We start from the raw sequence: 15,316 nt of genomic DNA on the forward strand, positions 1-15,316 counted from the left end.
GTAACCGGACACCGCGCGAGGCAGATAGCAGAAACGCGAAGGCATGTTTTCGGCAGACCGGTTGACCAACCTGTTAGGCAGCATCGTTCTGCGCACCCAAGATTCGCTGTGCGATGTAGTCGAGGGTAAGTATCGTCGTTACCTTTCCATGGAGTTGCGAGACGACGACGGCCCGAGCGTTGGGTTCGCCAAGTGCCTGCTCAAGCCGGTTCCACGCTTCCTCTTTCTCATCGTCGGTGTGGTACTGAGTGCCATTGAGCCAAGTCCTGAGCAGAGACTCTGCGAAGAGGGGCTGACCGCCAACATGCACCTGAAAGAACAAGCTCATTTCGCCGTCCTTGAAGATGCGGCGTGCCAGCTTCAGCGAGGCCCGTAGCGTCGGGTGGTCAATCCGGCGAGCAACAAGCGCCGCAATCCGAGAGAAGCTTGCCGCCTCATCTTCGAGAGTCATTGGACGAAGGACGTGGAGCAGTTCGTGGAGCTCGGGGTCAGTGCAATCGCCGGCCCGTATGCTGACGCCCGATGAGTCGTAGCTGAGACCCTTGAACCCTGACATCCCGCGCATGAGCAGTGTGCACGTTCGAAGTCGACTCACGTATCGAACATAGCGTCGCAAGAGGACGAGTTCTTCGTCGTCGAAGGTGGCCTCGACCTGGATTTCAGCGAGCCGTGAGCTTCCAGCTTCGTCGACGATTGGAACCTGAAGTGAGATGAGGGCCATGCTGCCTACCGTTCGAGGTGAGGCGGAACCGACGGCGAGACGGGCCAGCCGCTGGAAGGATGATGCGCACAATCTGGAAGTGGCTGGCCTGGCTTGCCGTTGGGCCTCGCCTCGACCGACTGGTTAGGCCACCGGTGGAAACTTAAACGGATGACCATATTCGTGCTCATAGATCCGGCGCAAGTAGCTGCTAACAATCTGTGTTTCTTGCACCAGCAGTATGTCAAGGTCGTTCGGTCGCCCCTCGTGGAGAAGCTCGCTCCTGAGACCATAGGCGCGATCAAGTACCGTCCATGCATTCGAATCGCCTGGGAACCAACGCCCACAAAGTCGCTTTAGCGCCTGGCGTACCGATTCCCGTTTCAGTTGCAGGAGCCGCCCACCAAGTGAGTCACGCAAGTGAACTGGCACCGACACATCCGCCTTGAGAGCGATGCAAAGCGCATCGACTGCAGCTGCAACCTCTGGTCCCAAGTCAACTTGTTCAGCTAGGGGCTCAAGCGCAGAGACTGCCATGACAAAACGAGCCCTGTCGTTTGACTCAAGAGACGCTGCAGCAAAGAGCTCCATCGAGAGAAGCAGCCTTCTGTCTCTAGGAGTGGCGAGAAATGCGCGCTCAAACTCTTCAAGGACCACGCTCTGAGGCCAAGAGGAATAGGCCTCGCCTGACATCATCGAGCCGGTGCTTGCGGTTCGGTCGTAGACCGATGGTGGTTCATGCGATATGTAGCTCAAGCGCAGGCCGAAGTTCAGGCTGACAGCACAAACAAGAAGCGCTTGCGCCACCTGCATTCCGGCGTCTTCAGCTTCGCTGGCCTTGGGAAAGCCAACTACATCGATCTCATATCGCTTCCCACCCTCCCAATCCCGAACGTGAGCGGGCCGTATCGTCGCGATTCCGCCGCCCGGAAGAAGCAAGGAGACGTTCTCAAGTTCGCCGATGTATGCGGACCGCTGCACTTGGAACAGCACACGTGCACCGTACTTCCTTCGATGGTCCTTCGCCAGAATTAGTTGGCGCTCGATGTGCGGTGGTTTGCGCGACATGTGCTTAGGTGGTCTAACGCCAAGTTCAGCGGCGCCGGAGCGCAGCGGAGGGGACTAACAGCGAAGCTGTTGGCGTCAGCTGCAACGCAATGTTAGGCTGGGGATCGGAGGCAGGATTGGTCACTACACATCTTCCACGGTGACTTGTCCGAACTCGCCCGTTAATGCTTCGATGAAGATGCCCAAGAACTCGAAGTATTCACCTGATCGATCCACGTCAATGCCCCCTTGAACAATGACGCAGTGGAACTCAAAAGGCGGTTGATCTGGCGGATTGATGAACAGGAATCGCTCACGCTCCTCATCAAGAGGTGCCGCCGCCCCAAGGCTACGGAGAAGTTCCTCAACCAGTGTCTCTGACTGTGCAGCAAATCGGAAATGTTGGCGAAGTCCCATGTCGTGAAGCCTAACGTAATATATAGAGCACACCTTGCTCCATAACTCTGCTTCTGCTCGATAAACTGGACATTCAACACTCCCGAAAGTGGCTTACAGTCTTGCGTTACAGCCAATACAGGGAGTTGTATACAGATATAAAAATCTGTGAAACACCGCAAACTGGTTCCACCCATTCTGCCCCTCTATCCACGGCCTAGCCATCCCCCATTCGGGTGAGTCAAAGCAACGTCAAAACTTCCTCACCTCAATCCCATTCTTCTGCAGCGCATAGCCCATCTGCCGTGGCGATATCTTGAGCAGGCGGGCAGCCTTGGCTTGGACCCAGCCGCAGCGCTCCATGGCCCAGATCAGGCGTTCGCGCTCGCCTTCGGGTTTGCCATCGCTGTCGGATGCGGAGCTCTCTGCCACCGCCACGTCATCTCCGTCCGCAGGTGCGGCCTCCGAGCGCGCCGGCAGGGGCGGTGCTGACGGGGCGGCTGGGGCGCCGGTGGGGATCTCCACCACCGGGATGTCCACCAGCCGCGGGCTGATGACCACCTCTTCGCGTTCGATGTGGTGCAGCACCTGGGTCAGGCAGCGGTTTTCCTTGCAGGGGAAGGCCAGGTCGGTGATGAGGTCGCCTTGCGCCATGGTGGCGGTGCGCTCCACGCAGTTCTCCAGCTCGCGCACGTTACCGGGCCAGTAGCAATTGCTCAGCACGCGGATGGCGGTGGGGCTGAACTGCGCCGTGCGCTCGTTCTCGCGGTTGAAGCGCTCCAGGAAATGCTGGGCCATGGCCGGAATGTCTTCCCGGCGTTCGCGCAGCGGTGGCAGCTGGATGCTGACCACGTTGATGCGGTAGTACAGGTCGGCACGGAACTCGCCGGCCTTGACCATGCGTTCCAGGTTGCGGTTGGTCGCCAGGATGAGACGCACATCCACCTTGACCGGCGTGGAGCCGCCCACGCGTTCGAACTCGCGCTCCTGCAACACGCGCAGCAGCTTGGCCTGGAAGGCCATGGAGATTTCGCCGATCTCGTCCAGAAACAGGGTGCCGCCGTGGGACAGCTCAAAGCGGCCCTTGCGCGTGGCCTGGGCACCGGTGAAGGCGCCCTTCTCGTGGCCGAACAGCTCGCTCTCCAGCAGCGATTCGGACAGTGCCGCGCAGTTGACGCTGACGAACACCTCGTTCTTGCGGTTGGAGAGGTTGTGCAGGGCGCGTGCGATCACCTCCTTGCCGGTGCCGCTCTCGCCGCGCAGCAGCACGGTGGTGCGCGTGCCGGCCACCTTGTGAACTTGTGCAAAGACTTCCTGCATGGGGGTGGAGTTGCCCACCACATGCGGAATCTGTTTGCCGGGCTTGAGCACCTTGTGCATGCGCCGCACTTCGTCCTGCAGGTTGTCGTGCGCGACGCTCACGTTGCGATGTAGCAGCAGCGCCTGGCCCATCAGCGTGGCGACCATCTTGAGTAACTGCAAATCGTTCGCAAAGGCGCGCTTCTCACCCGGGTTGAGGCAGTCCACCGCCAGCACGCCAATGGTCTGGCGGTCTGCGCGAATGGGGGTGACCAGCATGGCCACCGCCACGCCGGGGCTCTGGTCGGCACCGCCGGTGCGGTTGAGAAACAGCGGCTCGGCGCGCACGTCGGGCACCAGCACCTGGTGGCCATTGGTAAAGACGCGGCCGACAATGCCTTCGTTGGATTGGAACTGCAGGCGCTGCTGCTCTTCGCGTGTGAGGCCGACGGCGCACAGGCCGTTCAGCTTGCCGTCAGACTCACCCAGCACCACAAATGCACGGCGCCAATCAAAAGCATGCAGCAGATAGTTCAGCGCTTCACGAAACGTCTTGTTCACGTCCAGCGACGTAGCCAAGGTCTTGCTGACTTCATAGATTGCGTTGAGCTCGCGGCGTGATTCGATTGACTGTGTATTCACCATGCTGAACTCCGGTTGACGTGATCTGGGGCATTGCACATCTGAGGTTTTGTGCGATGCAAGAAACGCGCCCGCGGGTGTTTCGAAAATGGTCCCGCCGTTGCCAACTGCCGCTTCGTGACAAACATGACAACAATTCCCACACATGTGAGGACACGGCAAACAAAAACAACAAATTTGCGGCTCAAAAGGCCCAATTCTGCGTTCCAGCGCATGGCACCGAAATTGCGAAAAGGGCTGCGTCCAACTTTTTCAGGAACGCCCCATGACGGATTCCAGCAACCACAAGGCCACCATGCGCAGTGCACCGCCCGTGTATTTGGACTACGCCGCAACCACCCCCGTGGACCGGCGGGTTGCTGCCAAGATGATTCCCTACCTGACGGACCTGTACGGCAACCCGGCCAGCCGCTCGCACGCCTTTGGCTGGGCGGCGGACGAGGCGGTGGAGCTGGCGCGCGAACAGGTCTGCGCACTGATTGGCGCCGACCCACGCGAGCTGGTCTGGACGTCCGGTGCCACCGAATCCAACAACCTGGCCATCAAGGGCGCTGCGCACTTCTACAAGGGCAAAGGCAAGCACCTGATTACCGTGGCCACCGAACACAAGGCGGTGCTTGACAGCATGCGCGAACTGGAGCGCGAGGGCTTTGAGGTCACGGTGCTGCCGGTGCTGCCCAGTGGTTTGCTGGACTTGGCGGTATTCGAAGCCGCCCTGCGCCCGGACACGGTGCTGGCCTCGGTCATGTTTGTCAACAACGAAACCGGCGTGATCCAGGACGTGGCTGCAATCGGTGCACTGTGCCGCGCCAAAGGGGTGCTGTTCCATGTGGATGCAGCGCAGGCAGCCGGCAAGGTGGAGATTGACCTGGAGCAGTTGCCCATCGACATGATGTCCCTGTCGGCCCACAAGATCTACGGCCCCAAAGGCATTGGCGCCCTGTACGTGCGGCGCAAGCCCCGCGTACGCATCGAGGCGCAGATGCACGGCGGCGGCCACGAGCGCGGCATGCGCTCGGGCACGCTGCCTACGCACCAGATCGTGGGCATGGGCGAGGCCTTCTGGCTGGCGCACAAAAACATGGCAGCCGACAACCAGCGCATACGCGCCCTGCGTGAGCGGCTCTGGGTCGGCCTGTCCAAGATGGACGAGGTGGTGCTCAACGGCGACGAGGAGCACCGTGCCGTGCAGTACCTCAATGCCAGCTTCAACTATGTGGAGGGCGAGTCCCTGCTCATGGGTATCAAGGGCGTGGCGGTGTCGTCGGGCTCGGCCTGCACCTCGGCCAGCCTGGAGCCCAGCTATGTGCTGCGCGCCATGGGCCGCAGCGACGAGCTGGCCCACAGCTCGGTGCGCTTCTCCATCGGCCGCTTCACCACCGAAGAAGAGATCGACTTCACCATCGCACAAGTCACCCAAGTGGTGACACGTCTGCGCGCCATGAGCCCGCTGTGGGACATGGTGCAGGCTGGTGTGGACCTGTCCACTATCAAGTGGGCTGAACACTAGACCGGCCCCTTCGCGTTGCGCGCCTTCTTTATTTGATTTGTAACCAGGAGAACTTCCATGGCCTATAGCGACAAAGTGGTTGACCACTACGAGAACCCCCGCAACGTCGGAGCCCTGGATGCGTCTGACGACAACGTCGGCACCGGCATGGTGGGCGCGCCCGCCTGCGGTGACGTGATGCGCCTGCAGATCCGCGTCAACGCCGAGGGTGTGATTGAAGACGCCAAGTTCAAGACCTATGGCTGCGGCTCGGCGATTGCGTCGAGCTCGCTGGTGACCGAATGGGTGCGTGGCCGTACCCTGGACGAAGCCCTGGCCATCAAGAACGCAGATATCGCCGAAGAGCTGGCGCTGCCGCCCGTCAAGATCCATTGCTCCATCCTCGCCGAAGACGCCATCAAAGCGGCCGTGGCCGACTTCCGTTCACGCCATCCTGCACCCGGCGGCGGCACCCTGGTGTCCGAGCAGCTGGCCTGCGCCTCCTCCACCCGCTAAGCCCGGCTTGGCACTCCACCCACACCACAAGGAACCACTATGGAAGCAGCACTGAGCGTTAGCACTACCAGCCAGCCAGCCGGCATGCCCAGCCAACTGGAATTCACACCGGCAGCCGCAGCCAAGGTTGCGGAGCTGATCATCGAAGAAGGCAACCCCGGCCTGAAGCTGCGCCTGTATGTCACGGGTGGCGGTTGCTCGGGCTTCTCCTACGGCTTTGCCTTTGACGACGCCGTGGCCGAAGACGACACGCTGATCGTGACCGAGGGCGTGGCCCTGGTGGTGGACGTGATGAGCCTGCAATATGTGGTGGGCGCCCGCGTGGACTTTGAAGATGGGCTGGAAGGCTCGCGCTTTGTCATCCACAACCCCAACGCCCAGACCACTTGCGGCTGCGGCAGTTCGTTCTCCGTGTAAAGAGGTTTCACCATGTCTGTCTCCCTGACACCCGCCGCCGTACGCCATGTGAAGAAGTCCCTGGCCAAGCGCGGCAGCGGCATCGGCCTGCGCCTGGCGGTCAAGACCAGCGGCTGCAACGGCTTTGCCTATGCGCTGGAATTTGTCGATGCGGCCAACGAAGAAGACCTGTGCTTCGACAGCCTGGGCGTGAAGGTCATCGTGGACCCGCGCAGCTTTGGCATGCTAGATGGCACCGAGCTGGACTTTGTGCGCGAAGGCCTGAACGAAGGTTTCAAGTTCACCAACCCCAATGCGAAAGCAAACTGCGGGTGTGGGGAAAGCTTCGCGGTCTGACCGATGGCACTGCTCCAAATTTCGGAACCGGGCCAAAGCGCGGCGCCGCATCAGCACAGTCTGGCAGCCGGCATTGACCTGGGCACCACCAACTCGCTGATTGCCACGGTGCAAAGCGCGGTGGCGCGGGCCTTGCCGGACGAAGACGGCGCGCTGCTGCTGCCGTCGGTGGTGCGCTATCTGGCAGGCAACGGAATTGTGGTGGGGCACGAGGCACAGCAAAGCCAGGCGGACGATCCGCAGAACACCATTGTGTCGGTCAAGCGCTTCATGGGGCGCACCCTGGCCGACCTGAAAGAAGCCACCGGCCTGCCCTACCAGTTCACCGACGGTGCAGGCATGGTGGGCATACGCACGGTGGCCGGTGAGCGTTCACCGGTGCAGGTGTCCGCCGAGATTTTGACGGCGCTGCGCGAGCGCGCCGAGGTCACACTGGGCGGCCCCTTGAGCGGCGTGGTGATTACCGTACCGGCTTACTTTGATGACGCGCAGCGCCAGGCCACCAAGGACGCCGCACGGCTGGCGGGCCTGACGGTATTGCGCCTGCTCAACGAGCCCACCGCCGCCGCCATTGCCTACGGGCTGGACAAGGCGGCTGAAGGCACGTTTGCCATTTACGACCTGGGTGGCGGCACCTTTGACATCTCCATATTGCGGCTGACCAAGGGCGTGTTTGAAGTGCTGTCCACTGGCGGCGACTCGGCCCTGGGTGGTGACGACTTTGACCACGCGATTGCCGAGTGGTTCTGCACCCAGCATGGCATTGCGGGCCTCTCAGCCCTGCCACCCGGTGCGCAGCGTAGCCTGTTGGCCGCATCGCGTGCGGCCAAGGAGGCACTGTCGGCCCACGACACGGCTGCCGTCACGCTCACCAACACCGACGGCCAGACACAGCAAGCCATTCTGTCGCGCGTGCAGTTCGCCGAGCTGGGCGCGCCGCTGATCGCCCGCACCATGGCCGCCACCAAACGGGCCCTGCGCGATGCGCAGCTCAGCACCGACGACATCACCGGCGTCGTGCTGGTGGGCGGCTCCACCCGCATGCCGATTGCACGCGATGCCGTGCGCGACTTCTTTGACCGCGATCCCCTGGTGGACATAGACCCGGACCAGGTAGTGGCCATAGGCGCGGCCCTGCAAGCCAATGTGCTGGCGGGCAATGGCGGCGTGGGTGACGACTGGCTGCTGCTGGACGTTTGCCCACTCTCGCTGGGCATAGAGACCATGGGCGGCCTGGTGGAAAAAATCATTCCGCGCAACTCCACCTTGCCGGTGGCACGCGCGCAGGAGTTCACCACCTTCAAGGACGGGCAGACGGCCATGTCGCTGCACGTGGTGCAGGGCGAGCGCGAATCGGTGGCGCATTGCCGCTCGCTGGCGCGCTTTGAGCTGCGTGGCATTCCGCCGGCGGTGGCGGGTTCGGTACACATCCGTGTGAGCTTCCAGATCGATGCCGACGGGCTGCTGTCGGTCACGGCGCGCGAGCAGGCCAGCGGCATTGAGGCGCACATCGAAGTCAAACCCACCTACGGCCTGGCGGACACCCAGATTGCCGCCATGCTGCAGGACGCCATTGGCTCCTCCAAAGAAGACATGGCCTTGCGCTCGCTGCGCGAAGCGCAGGTGGATGCGCGCCGCATGCTGGACGCCACGCAGACCGCGCTGAATGCCGACGCCGAGCTGCTCACCCCCACCGAACTGCAAACCATTCGCCAGGCCATGTACACACTGGGCGACATGCTGGAAACCGAAGCGCCGCTGGACGCGGTACGCAAGGCCACCGCAGCCCTGGGCGCAGCCACCGACGGCTTTGCCGCCAAGCGCATGAATGCCTCCATCAGCAAAGCGCTCTCGGGCAAGTCCATGGACAGCCTGGCCTGAAGCCCCATGCCCATCGTCCACCTGCTGCCCCACCCCGAGCTGTGTCCGGACGGCCGCGACCTGGAAGTCAAGCGCGGTGCTTCGCTGTGCGAGAGTCTGCTCAAGGGCGGCGTTGCAATTGAGCATGCCTGCGAGATGGTGGCGGCCTGTTCCACTTGCCATGTGTATGTGCGCGAAGGTGGCGCGTCGTTGGCCGAGCCTGACGATGAAGAGAATGACCAGCTGGACCACGCCTGGGGTTTGCAGCCGCAGTCGCGACTGGCTTGCTGTGTGCGGTTGAAGGATGCGGACATCACGGTGGAGTTTCCCAAGCACACGCGCAATCATGCGCGGGAGCATTGAGTCTCTCGTTCACCTCTTGCCTACTTTGTTGGGGGACTCAGGACGGCGTGGCACTCTGCGCCGTCCGTGTCCCCCGCCCACTGCGTGGGCTCCTCCTTTACCTACCGGCGCAGAGTGCCACGCCGCCCTGAGTCTGCAATCGCTCTAGGTACTTGAAAGGTTTTAAGTCACTGTGCGCCAACAGTGCGGGTTGCCGATGGCGCTGGGGTAGATGCTGCAGCGACATAAAGGAGGAGGCCGCAGGCCGGGGGACAGTCGCGGAAGCATCTACCCCAGTGACATCGGCGCACAAAAGCAGCAAACACAAAGTCCTGTCTGAAACAAAACATTCCCGACACAGCACCCCACAGCAAGCACCCAAAGCGTCGTGTTTGCAGGCAAAAACAGGTGGCACACACCTTGCAATGAGCTAGTCAAACACTGCTCACCATGACGCCCAATCTCATCATCAACGACACCACGCTACGCGATGGCGAACAGACGGCCGGAGTGGCCTTCACTGTTGCGGAGAAGTGCGATATCGCCACCGCCTTGTCCAACGCCGGCGTGCCGGAGATGGAGATCGGCATACCAGCCATGGGTGAGCAGGAAATTGATTGCATCAACAGCATTGCCGCCCTGCACTTGCCCGCGGCGCTGATGGTGTGGGGCCGCCTGACCGATGCGGACCTGCAAAGCGCCTTGCGTTGCGAGGCTGACATCATCCATCTGTCGATCCCCGTGTCGGACATCCACCTCACCTACAAACTGCGCCAGTCGCGCGAATGGGTGCTGCAGCAGGTCACGCGCGTGATCACACAGGCCGTGCGCAGTGGCCGCAAAGTTTCTCTGGGCGCTGAAGATGCGTCGCGTGCCGAAGCGGGCTTTCTGGCGCAGGTGGCGCAGCGCGCCGAAGACTGTGGCGCCAGCCGCATCCGCTTTGCCGACACGCTGGGGGTGATGGACCCGTTCACCACCTTCGAGGCCATTGCGCGCCTGCGCGACGCGGTGGACCTGGAGATTGAAATCCATACCCACAACGACATGGGCCTGGCCACGGCCAACACGCTGGCTGCGTTGCGCGCCGGCGCTACCCACGCCAACACCACGGTCAACGGACTGGGCGAGCGTGCCGGCAATTCGGCGCTGGAAGAGGTGGTGATGGCAGTGCGCCATCTGCACCACGCCGAGACCGGTGTGGACACCCAGGCCCTGGTGCCGATTTCGCATCTGGTGGCCAAGGCATCGGGGCGTGCGGTGGCATTCAACAAAAGCATTGTGGGCTCCGCCGTGTTCACCCACGAGTCGGGCATCCATATCGATGGCCTGATGAAGAACGCCTCCACCTACGAGAGCTTTGACCCCAGCGAACTGGGCCGCACCCGCAGCACGGTGCTGGGCAAGCACTCCGGCTCGCAAGCCGTACGCCAGGCCTATGCCATGCTGGGCGTGGTGCTGGATGACGACGCCCTGGTGAGCCGCCTGCTGACCCGTATCCGCGAACACGCCATGCGCGCCAAGCAGGAACCCACACCCGACCAGTTGCGCGACTTCCTGTTTGCGTCGCTGGACAACCCCGCATGCCACGGCAGTGGTCTGGTTGTATGAGCCAAGCCCGCGCCTCCTGGTGGTCACTGCTGGTCGGTGACGTGCACTGTGTGCTGGACCGTGACCCGGCCGCACGCAACCGGCTGGAAGCCTGGACCATCTACCCCGGCGTGCATGCGATTGCCCACCACCGCATCGCCCACGCACTGTGGATGCGTGGCTGGCGCTACCTGCCGCGCTGGATCTCGTTCGTGTCGCGCTGCCTGACGCAGATCGACATCCATCCCGGTGCGCGCATCGGTGAGCGCTTCTTCATCGACCACGGCAACGGCGTCGTCATCGGCGAGACCGCCGAGATCGGCAACGATGTCACGCTCTACCACGGTGTCACTTTGGGTGGCACGGCCTGGCATGCCGGCAAGCGCCACCCCACGGTGGGCAACAACGTGGTGGTGGGTGCCGGTGCCAAGATCCTGGGCCCCATACGCATTGGCGACCGCGCCCGCATTGCCGCCAACTCGGTGGTCATTGAGGCGGTGCCTGCCGGCGCCACGGTGGTCGGCATTCCGGGCCGGGTGGTGGTACCGCAACGCGCCACCACGCACGGCTTTGATCTGGACCACCATCTGATACCCGACCCTGTGGGCAAAGCCATTACCTGCCTGCTGGACCGCGTGGCATTGCTGGAGCGCACCCAGCTGGCCGCCGCCGACACGAGTTGCTCCACCTGCGATGACAGCTGTGTGGAGCCCATCTTCAACCGCCCCGTTCTTCAACCCGCCAACCTGGAGTAAGCCACCATGGAAACCTTCCTTTTGAAACTCAAGGAGCTGTCCTCCGCGGAGGATTTTCTGCAGTACTTTGGTGTGCCCTTCGAGCAGAGCGTGGTGAACGTCAGCCGCCTGCATATCCTCAAGCGCTTCTTTCAGTACATCCGCCAGGAGAACCTGCTGACCCAGAGCGACGAGCTGGAGCTCTACACCGCCTACCGCGCCCAGCTGATGAAGGCCTATGCGGACTTCGTCAAATCCACACCGGCGCAGGAAAAGGTCTTCAAGGTGTTCCAGGACACCAATGGCCGCCAGCACGTGTCGCTGGACAACCTGCGTGCCTCGCTGCCCCAGCGCCTTGCCGCCTGAAAGGATCTCCCTATGCACATCGTCGTCTGCATCAAACAGGTACCGGACTCGGCGCAGATCCGCGTCCACCCGGTCACCAACACCATCATGCGCCAGGGCGTGCCGGCCATCGTCAACCCGTATGACCTGTTCTCACTGGAAGAGGCACTGCGCCTGAAGGACAAGTTTGGCGGCAGGGTCACGGTGCTGTGCATGGGCCCACCCCAAGCCGAGGAAGCGCTGCGCAAGTGCATCAGCTTCGGCGCCGACGACGCCGTGCTGGTGACCGACCGCGCCTTTGCCGGCGCCGACACGCTGGCTACCTCCTACGCACTGGCTGCCGGTGTGCGCCAGATTGCTTCCGAACAAGCGGTGGACATTGTGTTCACCGGCAAGCAGACGATTGACGGCGACACGGCCCAGGTGGGCCCCGGCATTGCCAAGCGCATGGGCCTGCAGCTGCTGACCTATGTGTCGCGCATCATCGAGACCGACCTGGAGAACCGCACCATCACCGTGGAGCGACGCGCCGAGGGTGGCGTGCAGGTGCTCAAGACCGCGCTGCCCTGCCTGATCACCATGCTGGAGAACACCAACGAGATGCGCTTTGCCGCCCTGCCCGCCATGATCCACGCCGCCGCCTACCCGGTGCGCAAATGGAACAAGGAACAGGCCGGCATCGAGGACATCGGCAAGATCGGCCTCAAAGGCTCGCCCACGGTGGTGAGCAAAGTGTTTGGCCCGACACCGCGCACCGAGAAGGTCGAGATGTTGGAGCTGGAAACCTCCACGCTGCGCGACGTCTCGCTCAATCTGATCCAGAAGATATTCACCCGCCACCCAACGCTCGAAGCCGACCTGCTGATGAAGGAAATGACATGAGCCAAGCACCTGCAGCCGCCCCCGCCGCACGGCCTACCGCCGGACGCGGACGCAATCTGGAACTGTCGGAAGAACTCAAGGCCTACAAGGGCGTATGGGTCTTCATCGAGCATGACCGCGGCCATGTGCACAGCGTGTCGTGGGAACTGGTGGGCGAGGCGCGCAAGCTGGCCGACCAGCTGGGCTGCCCGGTCAGCGCCATTCTGCTGGGCGGGGAAGATGAAGGGTTGGAAAAGTTTGCTGCGGAAGCGTTCACCTTCGGCGCCGACAAGGCCTATCTGATGAAGGACCCGGTGCTCAAGGGCTACCGCAATGAACCCTTCACCAAGGGCCTGACCGATCTGGTGAACAAGTACAAGCCAGAGATCCTGCTGCTGGGTGCCACTTCACAAGGTCGTGACCTGGCCGGCTCGGTGGCGACCACGTTGCTCACCGGCCTGACGGCTGACTGCACCGAGCTGCGCATTGACCCGGTCAGCAAGGCACTGGCGGCCACGCGCCCCACTTTTGGCGGCTCGCTGTACTGCACCATCATGACCCTGGCCTACCGCCCGCAGATGGCGACGGTGCGCCCCCGCGTGATGGAAATGCCGCGCGCCGATGCCAGCCGCACCGGCGAGATCACTTACGACGCACTGGGCATGGTGGAGACGCAGATCGTGACCAAGCTGCTGGACTTCATCGCCGACGCCAACAGCAACAAGATCAACCTGCCCTATGCCGACGTCATCGTCAGCGGCGGCAAGGGCCTCAAGAGCCCGGAGAACTTCAAGCTGGTGTTCGAGCTGGCGCGCGTGCTGGGTGCCGAGGTGGGTGCCACCCGCCCCTGCGTGCAGGCCGGTTGGGTGGAAGCGGACCGCCAGGTCGGGCAGACCGGCAAGACGGTACGGCCCAAGCTCTACATTGCCGCGGGCATATCGGGCGCGGTGCAGCACCGCGTGGGTTGCGAAGCGTCGGACGTGATCGTGGCCATCAACACCGACATCAACGCGCCAATCTTCGAATTCGCGCACTACGGCATCGTGGGCAACGCCATGCAGGTGCTGCCCGCGCTGACACAGGGGTTTGCCGCGCACCTGGCGCTGCGTACCCGCCAGGCCGCCTAAAGGAGAACACGATGAAGAAGCCCTCCCAATTTGATGCCATCGTGGTCGGTGCCGGCCCTTCGGGCAACGCCTGCGCCTACACCATGGCCAAGGCCGGCCTCAAGGTGCTGCAGATCGAGCGCGGCGAATACCCGGGCAGCAAGAATGTGCAAGGCGCCATCCTGTATGCCAAGGCGCTGGAGGAGATCATCCCCGACTTCCGCGAGGACGCGCCGCTGGAGCGCCACATCATCGAACAGCGCATGTGGATGCTGGATGAAAGCTCGTTTGTGGGCACGCATATCCGCAGCGAGGAATACAACAAACCGCCCTACAACCGCTACACCATTCTGCGTGCGCAGTTTGACAAGTGGTTCAGTTCCAAGGTGCGTGAGGCCGGTGCGCTGCTGATCTGCGAAACCACGGTGGACCACCTCATCATGGATGGTGAGCAGGTAGTGGGCGTGCAATGCGACCGCCTGAATGGCGATGTCTATGCGGATATGGTGATCCTGGCCGACGGTGTGAACTCCACCCTGGCACGCAAGGCGGGCTTCCATGGCGAGATAGAGGCCGGCAATGTGGCGCTGGCGGTGAAAGAAATTTTGTTTATGCCGGAAGACGTGATCCGCCAGCGCTTCAACATCGGCGAAGAGTCGGGTGTGGTCATCGAGATGGTGGGGCGCATTACCGACGGCATGATGGGCACCGGCTTTCTGTACACCAACAAGGAGTCCATCACCATCGGCGTGGGCTGCATGCTGGCTGACTTCAAGGCCAACCCCAACAAGACCACACCCTATGGCCTGCTGGAACAGATGAAGCGCCACCCCTCGATTGCACCGCTGATTGAAGGCGGCGAGATGAAGGAATACTGCGCCCACCTGATCCCCGAGGGCGGCTTCCACGCCATCCCGCAGATCTATGGCAATGGCTGGATGATCGTGGGCGACTCGGGCGGCTTTGTGAACGCCGTGCACCGCGAAGGCTCCAACCTGGCCATGACCACCGGCCGCCTGGCCGCCGAGACGGCGATTGCCGCCAAGGCAGCGGGCAAAGGCTTCAAGGCCGCAGCGCTCAGCGACTACAAGAAAAAGCTGGACGCCAGCTTTGTGATGAAGGACTTGTACAAATACCGCGACATGCCCGCGGTGCTGCACAAGAACCCGCAGTTCTTCACCAGCTACCCCGACATGGTGGCGCAAGCCGCACGCACCATGATCACGGTGGACGGTGTGGACAAGAAGACGAAAGAGCGCGCGATCTTTGCCAACTTCCGTCAGACCCGCAAACTCACCGGACTGATGGGTGATGCATACAAACTCTGGAAGGCCATACGATGAACGCCATAGCCGTCAATGTGGAAGACAAGCTCTTCCAGAACCGCTACCGGGTGGATGCCGGGCGGCCCCATATCAAGATCAAGAGCGCCGACGTGTGCACCAACATCTGCGTGAGCAAGAGCTGCACCTACGTCTGCCCCGCCTCCTGCTACAAGGCCGAAGGCAATGGCAGCGTCACGCTGATCACCGACGGCTGCCTGGAATGCGGCAGTTGCCGCATCATCTGCAGCGACCACGCCAATGTGGACTGGGAGTATCCGCGCGGCGGGCACGGGATTCTGTTCAAGTTCGGCTAG

The 15,316-nt window shown here is 62.4% G+C and carries 17 protein-coding genes; 13 read left to right on the forward strand and 4 right to left on the reverse strand.

Features of this window, described 5'->3' with window-relative positions; all coding sequences use genetic code 11:
• Positions 1–73 precede the first annotated feature (73 nt).
• From AC1RMF_RS17500 to nifA, 4 genes are all read right to left on the reverse strand, one after another.
• Positions 74–721, reverse strand: a complete 648-nt coding sequence (locus AC1RMF_RS17500) for a hypothetical protein (protein WP_493143135.1) — start codon at positions 719–721, stop codon at positions 74–76.
• Positions 722–844: 123 nt separating this feature from the next.
• Positions 845–1,768 (reverse strand): hypothetical protein, encoded by a 924-nt coding sequence (locus AC1RMF_RS17505; protein WP_493143137.1) that lies wholly within the window; start codon positions 1,766–1,768, stop codon positions 845–847.
• A gap of 123 nt (positions 1,769–1,891) precedes the next feature.
• Positions 1,892–2,164, reverse strand: a complete 273-nt coding sequence (locus tag AC1RMF_RS17510; RefSeq protein WP_493143138.1) for a hypothetical protein — start codon at positions 2,162–2,164, stop codon at positions 1,892–1,894.
• Positions 2,165–2,395: 231 nt separating this feature from the next.
• Positions 2,396–4,087 carry a nif-specific transcriptional activator NifA gene (gene nifA / locus AC1RMF_RS17515; protein WP_493143140.1) on the reverse strand — a complete coding sequence of 564 codons (1,692 nt, stop codon included), beginning with the start codon at positions 4,085–4,087 and terminating at the stop codon, positions 2,396–2,398.
• A gap of 262 nt (positions 4,088–4,349) precedes the next feature.
• Here nifA and AC1RMF_RS17520 point away from each other — a divergent pair, with 262 nt between their 5' ends.
• The 13 genes from AC1RMF_RS17520 (at position 4,350) to AC1RMF_RS17580 (ending at position 15,316) form a co-directional block, all read left to right on the forward strand.
• Positions 4,350–5,594, forward strand: a complete 1,245-nt coding sequence (locus AC1RMF_RS17520; protein WP_493143141.1) for an IscS subfamily cysteine desulfurase — start codon at positions 4,350–4,352, stop codon at positions 5,592–5,594.
• A gap of 57 nt (positions 5,595–5,651) precedes the next feature.
• The gene (iscU, locus tag AC1RMF_RS17525) at positions 5,652–6,089 is read left to right on the forward strand and encodes a Fe-S cluster assembly scaffold IscU (protein WP_493143142.1); all 438 of its coding nucleotides are present in this window, start codon (positions 5,652–5,654) and stop codon (positions 6,087–6,089) included.
• Positions 6,090–6,128: 39 nt separating this feature from the next.
• On the forward strand, positions 6,129–6,506 hold the full coding sequence (gene erpA, locus AC1RMF_RS17530) for an iron-sulfur cluster insertion protein ErpA (RefSeq protein WP_342619299.1): 378 nt from the start codon (positions 6,129–6,131) through the stop codon (positions 6,504–6,506).
• Between the two features lie 12 nt (positions 6,507–6,518).
• Positions 6,519–6,842 carry an iron-sulfur cluster assembly protein IscA gene (iscA, locus tag AC1RMF_RS17535; RefSeq protein ID WP_342619300.1) on the forward strand — a complete coding sequence of 108 codons (324 nt, stop codon included), beginning with the start codon at positions 6,519–6,521 and terminating at the stop codon, positions 6,840–6,842.
• A 3-nt stretch (positions 6,843–6,845) separates the two neighbouring features.
• Complete coding sequence (gene hscA / locus AC1RMF_RS17540) at positions 6,846–8,723, forward strand: Fe-S protein assembly chaperone HscA (protein ID WP_493143144.1); 1,878 nt, start codon at positions 6,846–6,848, stop codon at positions 8,721–8,723.
• Between the two features lie 6 nt (positions 8,724–8,729).
• Positions 8,730–9,065 carry an ISC system 2Fe-2S type ferredoxin gene (gene fdx / locus AC1RMF_RS17545; RefSeq protein WP_493143145.1) on the forward strand — a complete coding sequence of 112 codons (336 nt, stop codon included), beginning with the start codon at positions 8,730–8,732 and terminating at the stop codon, positions 9,063–9,065.
• Positions 9,066–9,494: 429 nt separating this feature from the next.
• The gene (gene nifV, locus AC1RMF_RS17550; protein ID WP_493143146.1) at positions 9,495–10,652 is read left to right on the forward strand and encodes a homocitrate synthase; all 1,158 of its coding nucleotides are present in this window, start codon (positions 9,495–9,497) and stop codon (positions 10,650–10,652) included.
• Positions 10,649–11,386 (forward strand): serine O-acetyltransferase, encoded by a 738-nt coding sequence (gene cysE / locus AC1RMF_RS17555; RefSeq protein ID WP_493143148.1) that lies wholly within the window; start codon positions 10,649–10,651, stop codon positions 11,384–11,386. The genes nifV and cysE overlap by 4 nt, the downstream gene beginning before the upstream one ends.
• Before the next feature lie 6 nt (positions 11,387–11,392).
• Positions 11,393–11,731, forward strand: a complete 339-nt coding sequence (nifW, locus tag AC1RMF_RS17560) for a nitrogenase stabilizing/protective protein NifW (protein WP_493143149.1) — start codon at positions 11,393–11,395, stop codon at positions 11,729–11,731.
• A 12-nt stretch (positions 11,732–11,743) separates the two neighbouring features.
• Entirely contained in the window at positions 11,744–12,592 is an 849-nt protein-coding gene (locus AC1RMF_RS17565) for an electron transfer flavoprotein subunit beta/FixA family protein (protein WP_493143151.1), read from the forward strand.
• Positions 12,589–13,698 carry an electron transfer flavoprotein subunit alpha/FixB family protein gene (locus AC1RMF_RS17570; RefSeq protein ID WP_493143153.1) on the forward strand — a complete coding sequence of 370 codons (1,110 nt, stop codon included), beginning with the start codon at positions 12,589–12,591 and terminating at the stop codon, positions 13,696–13,698. Before AC1RMF_RS17565 ends, AC1RMF_RS17570 begins: the two co-directional genes overlap by 4 nt.
• Before the next feature lie 11 nt (positions 13,699–13,709).
• On the forward strand, positions 13,710–15,020 hold the full coding sequence (locus tag AC1RMF_RS17575; RefSeq protein ID WP_342619308.1) for an FAD-dependent monooxygenase: 1,311 nt from the start codon (positions 13,710–13,712) through the stop codon (positions 15,018–15,020).
• Positions 15,017–15,316, forward strand: a complete 300-nt coding sequence (locus AC1RMF_RS17580) for a ferredoxin family protein (protein ID WP_493143155.1) — start codon at positions 15,017–15,019, stop codon at positions 15,314–15,316. Before AC1RMF_RS17575 ends, AC1RMF_RS17580 begins: the two co-directional genes overlap by 4 nt.

The sequence above is a fragment of the Rhodoferax sp. GW822-FHT04A08 genome, from assembly GCF_058801025.1.

Coding starts and splice junctions, on each gene's coding strand:
- AC1RMF_RS17500 (WP_493143135.1), bottom strand. CDS start 721: ATGGCCCTCATCTCACTTCAGGTTCCAATCGTCGACGAAGCTGGAAGC.
- AC1RMF_RS17505 (WP_493143137.1), bottom strand. CDS start 1,768: ATGTCGCGCAAACCACCGCACATCGAGCGCCAACTAATTCTGGCGAAG.
- AC1RMF_RS17510 (WP_493143138.1), bottom strand. CDS start 2,164: ATGGGACTTCGCCAACATTTCCGATTTGCTGCACAGTCAGAGACACTG.
- nifA (WP_493143140.1), bottom strand. CDS start 4,087: ATGGTGAATACACAGTCAATCGAATCACGCCGCGAGCTCAACGCAATC.
- AC1RMF_RS17520 (WP_493143141.1), top strand. CDS start 4,350: ATGACGGATTCCAGCAACCACAAGGCCACCATGCGCAGTGCACCGCCC.
- iscU (WP_493143142.1), top strand. CDS start 5,652: ATGGCCTATAGCGACAAAGTGGTTGACCACTACGAGAACCCCCGCAAC.
- erpA (WP_342619299.1), top strand. CDS start 6,129: ATGGAAGCAGCACTGAGCGTTAGCACTACCAGCCAGCCAGCCGGCATG.
- iscA (WP_342619300.1), top strand. CDS start 6,519: ATGTCTGTCTCCCTGACACCCGCCGCCGTACGCCATGTGAAGAAGTCC.
- hscA (WP_493143144.1), top strand. CDS start 6,846: ATGGCACTGCTCCAAATTTCGGAACCGGGCCAAAGCGCGGCGCCGCAT.
- fdx (WP_493143145.1), top strand. CDS start 8,730: ATGCCCATCGTCCACCTGCTGCCCCACCCCGAGCTGTGTCCGGACGGC.
- nifV (WP_493143146.1), top strand. CDS start 9,495: ATGACGCCCAATCTCATCATCAACGACACCACGCTACGCGATGGCGAA.
- cysE (WP_493143148.1), top strand. CDS start 10,649: ATGAGCCAAGCCCGCGCCTCCTGGTGGTCACTGCTGGTCGGTGACGTG.
- nifW (WP_493143149.1), top strand. CDS start 11,393: ATGGAAACCTTCCTTTTGAAACTCAAGGAGCTGTCCTCCGCGGAGGAT.
- AC1RMF_RS17565 (WP_493143151.1), top strand. CDS start 11,744: ATGCACATCGTCGTCTGCATCAAACAGGTACCGGACTCGGCGCAGATC.
- AC1RMF_RS17570 (WP_493143153.1), top strand. CDS start 12,589: ATGAGCCAAGCACCTGCAGCCGCCCCCGCCGCACGGCCTACCGCCGGA.
- AC1RMF_RS17575 (WP_342619308.1), top strand. CDS start 13,710: ATGAAGAAGCCCTCCCAATTTGATGCCATCGTGGTCGGTGCCGGCCCT.
- AC1RMF_RS17580 (WP_493143155.1), top strand. CDS start 15,017: ATGAACGCCATAGCCGTCAATGTGGAAGACAAGCTCTTCCAGAACCGC.